Annotated in this window: 6 protein-coding genes; 2 read left to right on the top strand and 4 right to left on the bottom strand. The window is 38.0% G+C overall.

What is annotated here, in order from left to right; translation table 11 throughout:
* Window positions 1-10 precede the first annotated feature (10 nt).
* Window positions 11-2,281 carry an AAA-like domain-containing protein gene (locus CYLST_RS05500; protein WP_015206718.1) on the bottom strand — a complete coding sequence of 757 codons (2,271 nt, stop codon included), beginning with the start codon at window positions 2,279-2,281 and terminating at the stop codon, window positions 11-13.
* A gap of 319 nt (window positions 2,282-2,600) precedes the next feature.
* Between CYLST_RS05500 and CYLST_RS05495 the strand changes: the two genes are divergently transcribed.
* Both CYLST_RS05495 and CYLST_RS05490 read left to right on the top strand, forming a co-directional pair.
* On the top strand, window positions 2,601-4,574 hold the full coding sequence (locus tag CYLST_RS05495) for a PatA/PatG family cyanobactin maturation protease (RefSeq protein ID WP_245587469.1): 1,974 nt from the start codon (window positions 2,601-2,603) through the stop codon (window positions 4,572-4,574).
* 606 nt (window positions 4,575-5,180) lie between these two features.
* Window positions 5,181-5,762 carry a hypothetical protein gene (locus CYLST_RS05490; protein ID WP_015206715.1) on the top strand — a complete coding sequence of 194 codons (582 nt, stop codon included), beginning with the start codon at window positions 5,181-5,183 and terminating at the stop codon, window positions 5,760-5,762.
* A gap of 175 nt (window positions 5,763-5,937) precedes the next feature.
* Here the strand turns inward: CYLST_RS05490 and CYLST_RS05485 are convergent, their stop codons facing one another.
* From CYLST_RS05485 to CYLST_RS05475, 3 genes are all read right to left on the bottom strand, one after another.
* On the bottom strand, window positions 5,938-7,353 hold the full coding sequence (locus CYLST_RS05485) for an AAA-like domain-containing protein (protein WP_015206714.1): 1,416 nt from the start codon (window positions 7,351-7,353) through the stop codon (window positions 5,938-5,940).
* A gap of 791 nt (window positions 7,354-8,144) precedes the next feature.
* Window positions 8,145-8,687, bottom strand: coding sequence for a VOC family protein (locus tag CYLST_RS05480; RefSeq protein ID WP_015206713.1), 543 nt, complete (start codon window positions 8,685-8,687; stop codon window positions 8,145-8,147).
* Between the two features lie 381 nt (window positions 8,688-9,068).
* Window positions 9,069-14,906, bottom strand: a complete 5,838-nt coding sequence (locus CYLST_RS05475; protein ID WP_015206712.1) for an AAA family ATPase — start codon at window positions 14,904-14,906, stop codon at window positions 9,069-9,071.
* Between the last annotated feature and the right edge of the window lie 111 nt (window positions 14,907-15,017).

Genomic DNA, 15,017 nt, shown 5'->3' with positions numbered 1-15,017 from the left:
ACCATTTCTTCTATAGTTCGCTGTTTTTGGAGCCAAAATACTGGCGATATAATTCACAGCTTGGTATCACCTGATCTTTTAAATGTTTGATCAGCCCCATACTGCTTAGTTTATAAGTCATCAGCGAATCTAATGTTATCGGTTGTTGAGCATTGATCACACTATCTAACGCTTTCGCTAATTCAGGTTGTTCTTGCAATGTTACTTGATGACGCTGCAAGTGATAAGCATAAATTCCCTTTGATGTAGCTGCTGTATCCAGGAATTGAGCAAAGGTCATTTCCCCCCGGCTAAGATGATAAATAGCCATATGTACCAATGCTGGATGTCCTTCCAGCATAGCCATAAGTTCTGTAGCTTCCTGGCCATCAGTCCAATTAAGTCCATAGCACTGAGCTAACTGCCGTACCTGCTCTAAACTGAAGCTGCTTAACTCTATTGGCAATCCTACATTAAAGGGAGATTGCTTTAACTGGAGAGGAACATAAATTTCAGTTGAGTGAACTATAATCAGCCGTAATTTTTGCCAAATTGGTTCTCTCTTAGCTTCTTCATACCAAGAACGAAACAGAGGTAAAACATCTTTTGCTACATGAGGATGTTCAAAAATATAGTTGACTTCATCCAACGCTAAAACTAAAGGAGTATCAATTTGTTTTAATAGATGATTGCGAAAATAAAGAGAACAACTAATTTTGCTACCGATATCTTCATCCCAATAGTCTTCTAACTTCGGTTCTAGCTGAAGTTGACGAGTAACATTGGCACATAGCCAGCGCAAAAATCTATTCAAATCATTCAAAATTACATCATCAACTTGCTCTAGATTTAAGCTAACAGTGTGGTAGCCTTGGTGAGTGGCATAATCCAAAGTTCTCAGTAGCAAAGAAGATTTACCCATTTCTCTAGGTGCTTTAATCCGTACTAAAGCTCCAGGTTTTTTAATTTCTTCATAAACTTGCTTCTCAATTGCGGCTCGTTCTATGTAAAAAGGAGAATTGAGGGGAACTGCACCACTTGGGTAACAGGGAGAATTGAGGGAATTGTCCATATTGTCAATAGACACAGGGCTAATATGGGATACAAAGACGCTTTCTTCCATATCTTTGTGCCTGTTCAACCCCGAATTAGCGGTAACTATCTGAGAATTAGAGATTTCTATTGTCAGGTTGTCATGTACCCAATCCAAATTAAAGACTCTCGCGTAGATTGGGTTTTTGACTATTAAACTTCCTTGGTGTTGGCTGACAAGTCCCGATAGACGTAATTCTAAATACTCAGGGGAGTTCTGAGCCGGGATTTTTCCCTCTTGTATAATCTGCTGATATAGCTGTAATAATTGTTGGCTTCTGGGAGTATTGCGAAGTAGGCGATCGCGAATTGTCCTTAAATGCTCTGGTTCGTCCTGACTTTCCCAATTTATGATAATTTGGTTCTGCACAATTTGCTCAATCCACTGCGATTCTTCACCATCTTGAGGTGCAGAAAATTCTGTGCTGTTATTACAGTGATTAACAATTAACCAACAGAGTTTTTGAGTCAAAAAAGGCTGTCCGCTAGTCCAATATAAAACTTCTTTTAAAACTGCTTCCGGGTTGCTAACTTTTCCTATTAATCCTTTTACTAAAGGTTCGCTATCTTTGATTTGAAATCCTTGAAGTTCAATAGCTCGACCGATATTAAAAGGCGTAGAATAGTGTTTATCTTGAATTAACTCTGAAGGCGTAGCTACTCCCAACAAAGCAAAAGACAATCGCCTATAGGCTGGCTTGATAGCTCGACTTTCATAGCAGTGGCGAATCAGGGCAAAAAATTCGTCAGTGGAAAACTTCAAACCCAGCACGTTATCAATTTCATCGATAAAAATAACAATTTTTTCCTGAATCTGCGTCAGTAATACCGTTTCGATAAATTGATTTAAGCACTGAAGAGGAGAAAGATCATCACGTTCTTTTAACCAACTGCGCCGATTTATTTGTAGCTTAAAACCGCTGACTAATTCCTGAATAATCCCCCCATACCATTGGGGTGCGGTAATTTGCTGGCTACCAATGCCGCTTAATTCAATCTCTGCACAGGTAAATCCTTGAGTTTGCAACTTATCCATTGTCCGCACTCGCAAGCTAGACTTCCCCATTTGCCTAGCGTTGAGAACATAGCAATAATCCCCAGCGAGTAATCCTTTGTAAAGTTCTGTGTCCGCCTGTCGCACTACATAAGTAGGTGCATCAGGTGGAAGACTACCACCTGGCTGATAGGTAGCGTTGAGTTTAGCAAACATTGGGATTTTAAGAGAATTACAACTTTATTTAGTTATATATTTTCGCATCTATGTTCCTGAATACCTGAATTTAACTGAATTTAACTGAATTTGCTGATTTTTTGCGGGAGACTATGACCAGGCTGATAGGTGGGGTTGAGTTTGGCAAACATTGGAATTTTAAGAGACTTACAACTTTATTTAGTTATATATTTTTGCATCTATGCTCCTGAATACTGAATTTAACGAAATTCAACTGATTCTAACTGAATTTGCTGATTTTTTAATGTCCTGAATTTAACTGAATTATTGAATTGCAAAGCCGAGCAGGATAGTAATTGTGACGAAGAACACAAAAACAAACAACAAACCAATGGGTTATGGTGTATCACAGATAACAGCAGAAGTGGCTGGCTTCAGTGACATTACAGCCTTGCCCGGACTCCAATCCCTCTGGGCTGAATCTCTCGGCAATCCCCGCATCTGCGTAGCTGTTCTTGACGGATTAGTTGATCAGTCTCACCCATGCTTCGATGGTGCCCAGTTTACTCGGCTACCGACTCTAGTTTCTGGTGTCGCAGACCAAGGAACAGCTTCTCAGCATGGAACCCACGTTACCAGCGTGATATTTGGTCAACATGGCAGCCCTATTCGTGGCATTGCTCCTGGGTGTCGTGGGCTGATTGTCCCCGTGTTTACAAATGGGAGTCAAGGTGGGGTTACCCCCTGTTCTCAGATTGACTTAGCACGAGCCATCACCCAAGCGGTTGAGCAGGGAGCCAATGTCATTAACATTAGCGGTGGTCAGTTAGCTGCCTCATCTGAGTCAGATAAGTTACTGGCTAATGCAGTCCGCCTTTGTGCCGACAACAATGTTCTGATTGTAGCGGCTGCCGGCAATGATGGCTGTGATTGTCTCCATGTTCCTGCTGCTTTGGAGTCGGTATTGGCAGTTGGTGCAATGGATTTTTCTGGAAACCCCATCGGTTTTAGCAACTGGGGTGAGGTTTACAGATCCCAAGGTATCCTCGCTCCTGGGGAAAATATTTTAGGTGCCATCCCAGGTGGTGGAACTGCTACCAGAAGCGGTACTAGCTTTGCAACTCCTATTGTATCAGGACTTGTTGCCTTGTTGCTCAGTATTCAACTGCAACGAGGCCAGAAGCCTGACCCCCACGCTATTCGTGATGCCATTCTCAAGACTGCTTTGCCTTGCAACTTACAAAAAAGTTTAGATAGCCGACGCTGTTTAGTTGGAAGTCTGAATATCGCTGGGGTAGAAGCCCTAATTAAAAAAGAAGGAATACAACAAATGTCTAATCAAGAAGAAGTCATGATTCAACCAAGCGAAGTTAACAACATTGAGCAAGAAGTGATTAACCAACTAACAGAGCCAGTAATGCAAATACCAAATTTGCAAGAATCCAGCTACTCAATACCAATGATGAACCTACAGCCAGCTTCAGCTAATGTAGTTCCTTCATCTGTTGCTCCTTCTGAATGTACCACCTGTGCCGAAAATGCCAATTCAGAAAATGCCAAAAAAACACCAGCGATACAGATAGTTTATGCACTAGGAACGCTGGGGATAGATTACAGCACTGAAGCTCGTCGAGACTCCTTTATCCAAGCCATCCCTCCGGGTTCAAGTCTGTCGGACTATCTAGATCAGAATCCTTATGAAGCACAATCACTAATTTGGACTCTCAGCTTGGATGCTACACCAATTTATGCGATCTTCCCTATGGGTGCTTATGCGACTTTCGGTTATGACAGGTTGCGTCAGATATTGGCAGAGGGTGATAGCGTAGAGCGAATCTCAGTTCCGGGAAGGATTACAGGTAGTATCAAGCTGATGTCTGGTCAAACTGTTCCTGTTCTTGTCCCAGAATTGCGGGGCATCTACAGTTGGACAATTCCAGCTTTAATGGATTCATTGGTGGCAGCTTACCCAGCACAAACGCGGGAGAATTTGACCGCAAAAGTTCGAGAATATCTAGAGCGGATTTATTATGAATACCGCAACTTAGGTGTGACACCACAGGAACGGGCGCTTAACTTCTCAGCTACAAATGCTTTTCAGGTAACACAGGTTTTGGCTAGTGCAGTAGATAGTCAGCTAGGACTTAACAGCATTGGAGTCACAAAGAGTCCTATCTGTCGAGCTGGCTCCGATTGCTACGATGTGACCCTACAGTTCTTCAATTTAGAGGATAGCCGCAGATCTGGAAAGGTCTACAGATTTACCGTTGATGTTAGTGAAGTGATTCCGGTGACGATCGGTTCCGTTCGTTCATGGTCTGTATCTAGCTAATGAAAAGATGTAGCTTGCAGTTGCCAACTAGGTTAATAAGTTGTTCTGCCCTGATTACAAGCAAGCTTTAACTAAATAGTTCACACAAGGATAAGCAGTGATGAAAGTTCCAATCCAAGCTGGACACGTACCGCGATCTGGTGGTATGGGTTAGGCAAAATTCAACAAGTAAAATCAGGAAAAAAAATCATGAAACTTCCAATTCAAGTAGTACCTGTTCAGAGGAATTTGAGTATTGCAACGTACGCCATGAGTAGTGGAATTCAAGCCAGCGTATTTAATCCTTGTGCGTGTCATGCGAAGGGTCTAGGCTGTATTGTAACCCGGAATGATTGTCCAGCTGGTTGGATGCCTAGATGCGAAGTGCAACTAGGCGCAGGTTGTGTTTGTTATTGCTGCAGTGCCACAGGTACTTGCTCAGGACCATACGAGTAAAAAGAACGGCGTGTTTCAAAAATCTGGAGTTCAGGGTAATATTTCTAGTCTGATTAGTAACTTACTCACGCTGGAAGCTTACCCTTGAGAGCATATTCTATGTAGCTGAAGTACATCGGTAGGAGCGTTCGCGTAGCGAACGCTCCTACCCATCAACAAAGGAGAAGAGTCATGAAAATATTCAAGCAATTACCTCAGATTTTTTCAGGAAAAGCCTTGAAAATGAGTACATACTGCAAGATAGCGATCGCCTATGCTGGTCGTTTCGCGATCGCACTCCTAGCAATTTTTCTGTGGGTAGTTCCGACAACAAGCACCTTTGCTGCAACTAATAGTCTTTCCCAGGAAATAGTTCCTGCCGCTACAGTGCAGTTCCCTACTGAAAATATTACGTTGAGACTACTGGATTTAGGAGAATCAAATAATTTACTTGCTGATGCTTCTGATTATGATCCACAGATAAGCAATACAGAAGAAGGTTTAGCTTCTATTTTTCAAAATTTCGCAGAAGCATGGAAGAAACCGAATAAGAAAGAAAGCTTATTCAATGTATGCGAAAATACTGTTCTAGACCGCAAAACATGTTTTGTTTTACTAATATCTGATATAAAACAGAAAAAAAAGGACTTGATAAATGCTTGCTATAAACCTGGTATCAACGGAAAATTGTGCCTAGACTTAGCATTACGTCAATTAGGTGTAAACATGGAAACTCTTAATGCCTGGATAGCAGAATTAGATGCGATTTCGTAAACTTAAAATAGCGATCGCTTATCTTTTGTAATAGATTTGACTTGCAATCGCTCCTCGCCTTTTTTAGGGACTGCTATATGGCAATCCTATCTGATTTGTGAAAATAAAAAGAATTAGAACCTCGACTTATTAAAAAAGTCGGTTTTTTTTTGGAGGAGATTGAATAATTTCAGCGTCAGACACCTTCTGAACTCCCAATCACATCACTAAAATAACTACGATACAACTGACAACGTGGCTCAACTTCATTACCCGCAAGCTTCACCAAACCCATACTCTGCAACTGATAAGCTGATATTGTTTCCAATCTCACTGGCTCAGTAGAAGAAATCACTGTTTCAAATGCTGCCATCAGCTTTGGTTCCTGTTGTAAACTCAACCAAAATTGTCTTAAATGATGGCGATAAATACCTGCGTCAGTTCTAGCCTCGGCTAACATTTGCTCAAGAGTGATATCAGGATAACTTTTGAGGTGAGAAAATGCCTGCTGCAACAAATAAGGATGACCACCTACGAGTTGCATTAATGGATCTACTGAAGATGAATCTGCTGCTAATCCATATAGTTGTGCAAATTCCTGCACTTGCTCTTTAGTTAATTCTGGTAATTCTATGGGTAATCCCACATTAAAGGGTGACTGATTGATATTCAGGCGGATATAAACGTCGGTGGAATGTGCGATCGCTAATCGCAGCTTTTTCCAGTTTGCGCGGCTTCTGGCTTTCTCATACCAAGAACGCAACAACCCAAAAAAGTCTTCGTAAACTTCAGGATAAGGGAAAAGTGCATCCACATCATCTAAGTATAGAACTAGAGGACTATCTGCTGCTGCCAAGAGGTATTCTTCTAAATAAGTTGTGCAACTTACCTTAGCACCCATACCTTCTTCATCCCAATATTCATCTAACTGATTGCGTAGCTTAAGTTCTCGGCTAAGATTGAGGCAGAACCAGCGTAAAAATTTATTCAGGTTAGTGAGATGAGTTTGCCGATCTGCCATCTCTAAACTTAAACTGACTGTACGATAGCCCTCCTTTGCCACTTTAGCTAATACCCGTTCCATGAGCGAGGTTTTACCCATTAATTTAGGTGCTTTGACCCGAATCAGGGAACCAGGTTGCAACAGAGTTTCATAGCAGAGCAATTCAATAGCAAAACGCTCCACATACAATTCGGGAGCCGGAAAATTTTGTTTAGCTTGAGTTAAATAGGTCGGAGATGCAGCTTCTTTAAGGGTATTATTACCCTGTTTGCCTTTAACAGTTATTGATTCTGGGTTGGGTAAGTAATATTCAGATGTAAATTGCCTATCCCAACATTCCTTTTCCCAATGTCGTTTCAAGGCTTCCTTAAAATTACTTTTTTTAACTTTTTCTCCTAGAGCTTCTGTCAGTAATTTCCAAAGCTTGGGCGCAATATCTTGACTGATATAACTTGTTGCGTACTGGTTTTTAGCTGCAATTTGGTCATATTCTTCTCGTTCCCAAGCTCCTTTAAGTACAATTATCTCAACATCAGTTAAGCTTCTATAGAACTTTGCCGAAACTGCTTGGTTAGCAATTTTAATTGCCTCATCTAAGTGAAAAGCCATAATGAGCTAGAGTGAAAGCTTTTATTTATCCTGAGTTGTTTGATTAACTTGCACCCCGGTTTTACGTTCAAGGGCTTTTCTCCAAGTAAAGGTAAATATTTATCGCTCATTTGAAAAATTTGGTTATTTATTACTGAGAATATCATGTATGACGTAAAATCTAACTCCTATTAAAAATTAATTTATAAACACAGTTATAGATTTTTAAGTCACATCCCGCACCATAAAGTGTCACTGAGGGTTATTACTTAAAATAATCGTATATTTCTAGCTTCAATTATACTATTTGCTTCTAAGTAATTTCGAGAAAATTCTGTTTCCCGTTCCCTGTAAAGATTTCTTTTGCATCCATGAGTAAGTTCACAACTCAAATAGGACTCTCGTAATTTTTGGTATAAAAAGTTTAAAATTATTTGCATATGCTTAAAAATCGGTATACTCGTTTCTCAATAAGCAGCAATTAAAAATAATCAACAAGTAAGTAGGTGTCGAAATTTGATAATTAAAGTAAAAACATCCATTTCATGTTCATTGGTATCTAGTTTGGTATCTTGGAGGCGATCGCATACAGCATCAGATGGAACTGATGGGGCGACGAAGTATGCTGAAAGACTGATGTAATAAGTATTTTAGCTATGTGTGGTAGCAAATTGCAAGATTCGGAATTTTAAATAGAAATCCCCTAATTAAAATTAGGGGATTGGAACAAGGTAATAATTTGTCTTAATTACCAGATTCAGCACCTTTCACTGACAAAGCGAATTTCAAGAAGAATGTCTAAGTAATTTTTCTTAAATCAGGTTTTGTCTAATAGTCAATTTGTTACCATCTGGGTCAGTAAAGAACGCTAATTTCAGTCCTACCTTCCCCCCTGCAACTTCAATAGGTATAATACCCCCTACTTTGATGCCATTGTCTAGCAGGTAGTCACGATATTGTTCTATGTCATTTACAATGATTGTAGGAACAGATGTACTGTCACTTTTTACGCTACCTTGGTAAAGCCCAATTTGAGGTGTTGCTGGGGATATCTGGCTAATTGATTCTTTGCCTATGACGAAAAACTGAGTCCAATCATCGGTATCAAATTTTGTGTTACGTATTAACCCAAGTTTGTTCTGATAGAAGTCGATGGAATTTTGAAGATTAGATACGTTTAAGCTAGATAAAAGGCTCTGTATTCCGCCAGGGGGATTGACTTGGACTAATGCATTGGTTTCAACAGCAGCAGCTTCGCTTCCAGCAGTAAAACCAAACAGACAACCAAAAACTAACAGTAAACACAAGGCAGGTTTAATAAAAGAACGAGTGATTTTTTCCAAGACCTGAGGCATAAAATTCTCCTAGCATTTGTGCTTGTACATTGATAATATATTTTGCTTTCACACATTAAAAGTTCAGCTAAATTCAGGATTTTTAAATTTCAGCTAAATTCAGCTAAATTCAGCTAAATTCAGGTGGTTGTGGTCAAAAGTGTTTGATAGAGCACATACTGGAGTTTGCCCGTAATACAACCTTTGAATTGACAGATGCGATCCTGTTGACTCATAATGTCTACAGCCTGACAAATTTCGCATTTGGCGAGGTCAGGGTAACTTCAATTGCCTGAATGCGAACAACAGTGATCCCATTAGCATTGTATTAAGTGAAATGCCTACAGTATAAAGCTTTCAATGATTGTGAACCAGATTTTACATCAAGGGAGCGGTAGAACCCTAATTCGCAGGATCTGCACCATTCATATTTCGATTCAGCGACGCCTGTAGCTCAATCCAACTATTGTTAAAAATTAATTCATAAATCCGGTTGTGGATTTTTAAATAACTCTGTTCTTTAACTAATAACCCTGATAATATCAATTCTCGTTCATCCAGACTATCTACTGCCCTCACCTGTCCTTGCTCTAAAATTCGTCGATACAGTTCCAGCAGATCAGTAGCTTGTCGTTCTCCTTTGAGGATGCGATCGCAAATTGTCCTTAAATGCTCTGGTTCGTCCTGAGTTTCCCAGTTGTCTATAATATTAGTGCAAATCAAATTCTTAATCCAGGCTTTTTCAGTTTTTTCGGGGACAGAAGATGATAAACTACGAATCAGCTTGCAAATCTTTTGAGTTAAAAACGGCTGACCGTTAGTCCAGAACAATACTTCTTGAAGCACTGCTTGTGGGTTGCTCACCTTGTCTGATAAACCTTGAAGCAGAGGTTGAGCTTCGTGTAATTGGAAGCCATGCAGTTGAATTGCCTGACCAATATTAAAAGGCGTACGGCGATAATCTGTAATTAAATCACTCGGAGTAGCAACTCCCAATAAAACAAAGCACAACCGCTGATACTCTGGATTAATACCGCGCTGATTATAGCAGGAGCGAACCAGGGCAAAGAAATCATTAACTGAAAAGTCCAAACCTAAAACACTATCAATTTCATCTAAAAAGATGACTATTTTAGGTGCAAGAGTATTATCCGGCAATTTAACTTCGCCTAACAAAACTTCTTCAAAAAATCTACTCAATCGCTGCACAGGGGAAAGTTCGATATTTTCTTGCCACCAAGCTTTTAAATTAACCTTACCTAGCAGGTCAAAACCTTGCCACAACTCAACAGCTAATCCCTTATACCATTGTTCTGGGGTAATGTTTTCACTGCCAATTCGGGTCATATCAATGGCAGCACAGCAAAAACTTTCTTGTTGTAAGTAGTGCATCATCCGCACCATCAAACTTGATTTACCCATTTGTCGTGTATTGAGAATGTAACAAAACTCTCCACTCTTCAATGCTTTGTAGAGATAACGGTCGGCAGAGCGCACTACATAAGTAGGAGCATCAATTGGCAAACTACCGCCAACTTGATAATCATAAATTGAGGCTTCTTCGGCACTTTTGAGCAGCGCATTCTCAAATTCCAATTTAGCTTGAGTTTCTTTAAGAATTTCTAGAGTCTGTGATAGTTCTTGAGTACGCTTTTCTACTTTTTGCTCCAGGGTTGCGTAGAGGCGAGAATTTTTAATAGAGATAGCGGCTTGACTAGAAAGGATATTTAAGACTTCCACTCGCTCTGGTGTAAATGCCCCAGTTGCGAGATTATTTTCTAAATATAAAATACCGCTCAATTTCCCTTGATTCAGTAGGGGAGTGCAGAGAATTGATTTAGGTTGAGTGATGACAATGTAGGGGTCGCGGGTAAATTGTCCCTCCTGGGTGGCATCATTGAGAACTACATTTTCCTGGGTGCGGGCGACATAGTTGATGATAGCGGTTGAGAGCAACGGGGTGGAGGCATCTGGTGAGTCTACTGGAATAGATTGTAGTATGGTAACATCATCAGAATCTATTGCTCCCACTGCTTCAATGACCCAGTTATCATCAGAATGTAGAAGCAAAAAGCCTTTTCGAGCGCCTGCATTCTCAATCATTATTTTCATTAACTTTGCCAGCAACTTGTTCAGAACAATTTCTCCGGCTAGGGCTTGAGATGCTTTAATAACCGTTGTTAAGTCAAGGAATTCTCCATTACTACCGCTAGTAGAGATAGTTGTGCTGAGGCTTTTAGCTGTCCCTTGGTTTGTATTTCCTATAAAATATTCTGGATATTCATCTTCTAATTGCTTGACTTTGGCTTTAGCTCCCCAGCGAGTGTAACAATGGTGGGCATTTCTCAGATATAACTGGCCAATTTCTTCCCTACCCAGGTGCAAATAAAATTCTGCTGCTCGTTCATAAGCTAGAGCTTCTTCGTGGATAAATTCATATTTTTTAGCCCCTTGAATAGCTCGTTCATAAAGGTCTTCCGCTTGCCAATATTGGACTAATGCTCGTGCTTTTTCAGCCGCCACTAAATCATATTTATGTTGAAAATTTTCTGGACAATGGTTAGACCATATTTTCATGCTCTCTTGATTTTTATCTACTTGCTCAATTAAATTTTGTTGCTGCTTGATATCACAAGCACTATAATGAGCAAGATAAGAAAGAGAAGAATAAAAATTATGCTGGGGAGCAGTTAGAAATGAACTAGAAGCTTCTACATATTTTTCTGCCTTAATTCCATTAGCACAAGCACAAGCATAATCTTTTAAAAGATAACAATAAAATGTTCTGGTAAAATAGAAAAAAAAGATTAACCATTGACTATTATTCTGAATCCAATTTTCTAAATATTCTTGTTCTACGTTATCACTAATTATTAATTTATCATAATTATTTATACCTAAAAATTTAATTATTAATTTATGAAACGTTTCCATAATAAATATAGAAAATTGTAGTTTTAAGTTTTTAATAACCCCAGAATATTTTTGGTAATCCTGCTCAACTTCTTCTAAATTTTGTCCCCCGAAAAACTTGATCAAGCAATAATTTATAGCTACATAAGAAGCAAACTCATTTCCTCCAGTATCTATGCCTATTTTAAAGCCATATATTAATTTATTTTGTGCAACTATATTCCTGAGATACTCTTTCCAATGCCATATCTGTCCATAATACATTTGTAAAACAAAAACTTCTAATTTTTTAATTTTAGATTTTTCTACTAGCTTGAGAGCCAAATTGCCAAACTGATATCCATAATCAATATCTTGTTTTATGCTACACAAAAGCATTCCATAAGTATTATATATATAAGCAGCATTAGGTGGATTTCCATATTTTATACAAAGATTAAGCTGAATCAATATTATTTCAACAAATAAAGGGAAGTTTGTCGTATGTGTAGCTGCAATAATTTGTTGTAGTATTTGTACTATCGCTATTTGATACTTATCGGTCATTACAGGTAATTGATATAAATATTCAAGGTTTTTATCCTGTAAAAATAATTGTATTAAGTCTTGTTGTTGTGCAATTTTATTTTCTATATCGCCCTGTTCTTGAGAAATATGTGTTCCCAACTTTCTTGAAATTTTAATAGCAATGTCTATTGCTTTATTAGCTTGAAATGTCGTACAATAGTATAATATTTGTAGCTGATTAATTTTTGCTTGATCAAGAATTTCTTGGGCTTGTTGCAGAACAGTATTAGAAAACTCTTCAAATTGATCAAATTTAGTGTTTAAGTAAAGCAACTCTAAAGTTTCTATATGCAATTCCCATGTCAATGTATATTGCTCATTCCAGCTATTTGATCCTAAGAGACTTAATCCCATTTCTAAATATTTAAGAGCGGGTTCATAAGCTGTCGAGGCTTTAGATTTTTTAGCTGCTTGAAGATTCAATTTAGCTAACTCATATTTTTCTAATGGCTCAGTAATTAAACTTAATCCTTCGTTAAGTTGATGAACAATATTAAAAATATTTTCCTCTAATTCATCTGCTGGAGTATTGTTCCTCAACAAACGGCCTATTTGCAAATGAATAGATTTTTTCTCTGCTTCTAAAATCAGACTGTAAGCCGCTTGTTGTACTCGATCATGTAAAAATTTATAGGGAATAGATGTGGAATTTTTGAGGATGAAGTCCGAGGAAATTTCTGAAGTATCACCTGATATTTCTTCTTCACTCCATAGCAAGGGTAATTTATAGTCATTGCTTAGGGGAATAATCAAACCCTCCTGAAGTGCTGGCTGTATTTCCTGAGAAGTGAAAGTCAGTGATTTTCTATTGACAATGGACAGAATTTCTAAATTAAATCTGTTGCCTATACAAGCAGCTAATTTTAAAATATTTTGTGTATTTTGCTCTAGTTTTTCAATCTTTCTGACCACCAAGTCAACTACATTATCAGTTATACCTATTTGTTGAATTTTCTCAATATTCCACTGCCAAAAACCCTGATTATTTTCTCTTTGATGAATGGGGAGTTGAGGAACATTCAACACTAATAGTTTTTCTTTATACAATGTTTGGAGTAATTGAGTGATAAAGAAAGAATTACCAGCAGTTTTTTTAGTGACTAACTCTGCTAAAGGTTGTACATCTTCTCTAGAGCAATTTAGGGTATCAGCCATTAATTGTTTAACATCGCTAATTCCCAAAGGTTGAAGCATAATTTGATTAATTATAACTTCAGCTTTTTTAATTTGCTCTAATGTTTGCGTTAAAGGATGGGTAGGACTGACTTCATTATTTCGGTATGCCCCTATAATCAATAAATATTGGCTGTCAACATTGGTAATTAGTTTTTCAATTAAATTCAAAGATGGTAAATCAGCCCATTGTAAGTCATCGAGAAAGATTGTTAAGGGGTGTTCTTTTTGACTGAAAATGTGGACAAATCTGGCAAAAAATAAGTTAAATCTATCTTGTGTTTCCGTTGCTCCTAGTTGCTCAACTGGTGGCTGTTTACCGATAATCTTTTCTAAGTCAGGAATGATATCAATAATTATTTGACTATTATTTCCTAAAACTGCTAAAATTTTTTCTTTCCAAGTTTTTAGGGTGATTTCCGGTTCACTCAAGAGTTGACGGACTAAACCTTGCCAAGCTTGGGTTATTGCTGCATAAGGAATATCTCGTTGTAACTGGTCAAATTTACCATTGATAAAGAATCCTCTTTGTTTTGTAATTGGTTTATGAATTTCATTAACTAAGGCAGATTTACCGATACCTGAATAACCAGAAACCAGAATTATTTCCGCTTTACCTTGGCTAACTCGCTCAAAAGTAGTTAACAGTTGAGTAATTTCCTGCTCTCGTCCATAGAGTTTTTGTGGAATATGAAACTTATCAGAAATATCCTGAGATCCTAAAGAAAAATGACCAATGTTTCCTGTAGTTTTTAATTGCTGGAGACAAGTTTCTAAATCTGCTTTAATTCCCCAAGCACTTTGATATCTTTCCTCTGGGGTTTTTGCTAACAATTTGATAATGATATTAGATAATGTTAAAGGAATTGAAGCAATCAGTTCATTTGGTATTTTTGGGTGTTGTGCGATATGACAATGGACTAATTCTATGGGGTCATTGGTAGTAAATGGAAGTTGATTTGTTAATAGTTCATAGAAAGTGACACCTAAAGAATAAAAATCACTCCGGTAATCTATACCCCGGTTCATTCTACCAGTTTGTTCTGGAGAAATATAAGCTAATGTTCCTTCTAATTGATTGATATTGCTAATAATCTGATTTTCTTGAGATAAACGAGTAGAAATACCAAAGTCAATTATTTTCAGTTGTCTAGTTTCTTGGTTATAGACAATGTTGGCAGAGTTAATGTCTTTGTGAATAATATTAGCGTTGTGAATAGCTGCTAAACTCTCAGTGGTCTTGATAGCAATGGTCAGAAATACTTCTAAGCTAAATTGATGTTTGGATATTAAAATTTTTAAAGATTCACCGCCAAAGTCTTCCAACAGCATTACTAAACTATTTTTATATCGCTGTAATTTGTAGGCTTTAATAATGTTATCTGCGTTTAAGGAACTTGTAATTTCATATTCCTGTTTATATCGGGTGAGTTCTGAGGGGCTGGGATAATCTTCCTTAAGAATCTTCAGAATAATGGGTTGATTATTAAGCTTGAGAATGGCTCGATAGATCAATGAACTAGCACTTTCATATATTTTTTCAATAATCTGGTAGTCTTTTTGAAGAATATCTTGATTGTGAATCATATTAGAATTGGGAGTCTGGTTTAGGAAGTATGCTTTTTATTTATTAAATAACATACGTAAGCAGATTGGTGAAATTCAACCAACCTGCTTATAGATACTGTATTTGTAGTT

Origin of the sequence: Cylindrospermum stagnale PCC 7417 (assembly GCF_000317535.1) — a bacterium.
Taxonomy (GTDB): Bacteria; Cyanobacteriota; Cyanobacteriia; order Cyanobacteriales; family Nostocaceae; genus Cylindrospermum; species Cylindrospermum stagnale.
Note: the sequence above shows the minus strand (reverse complement) of the source record. Positions and strands in the feature narration are given on the sequence as shown.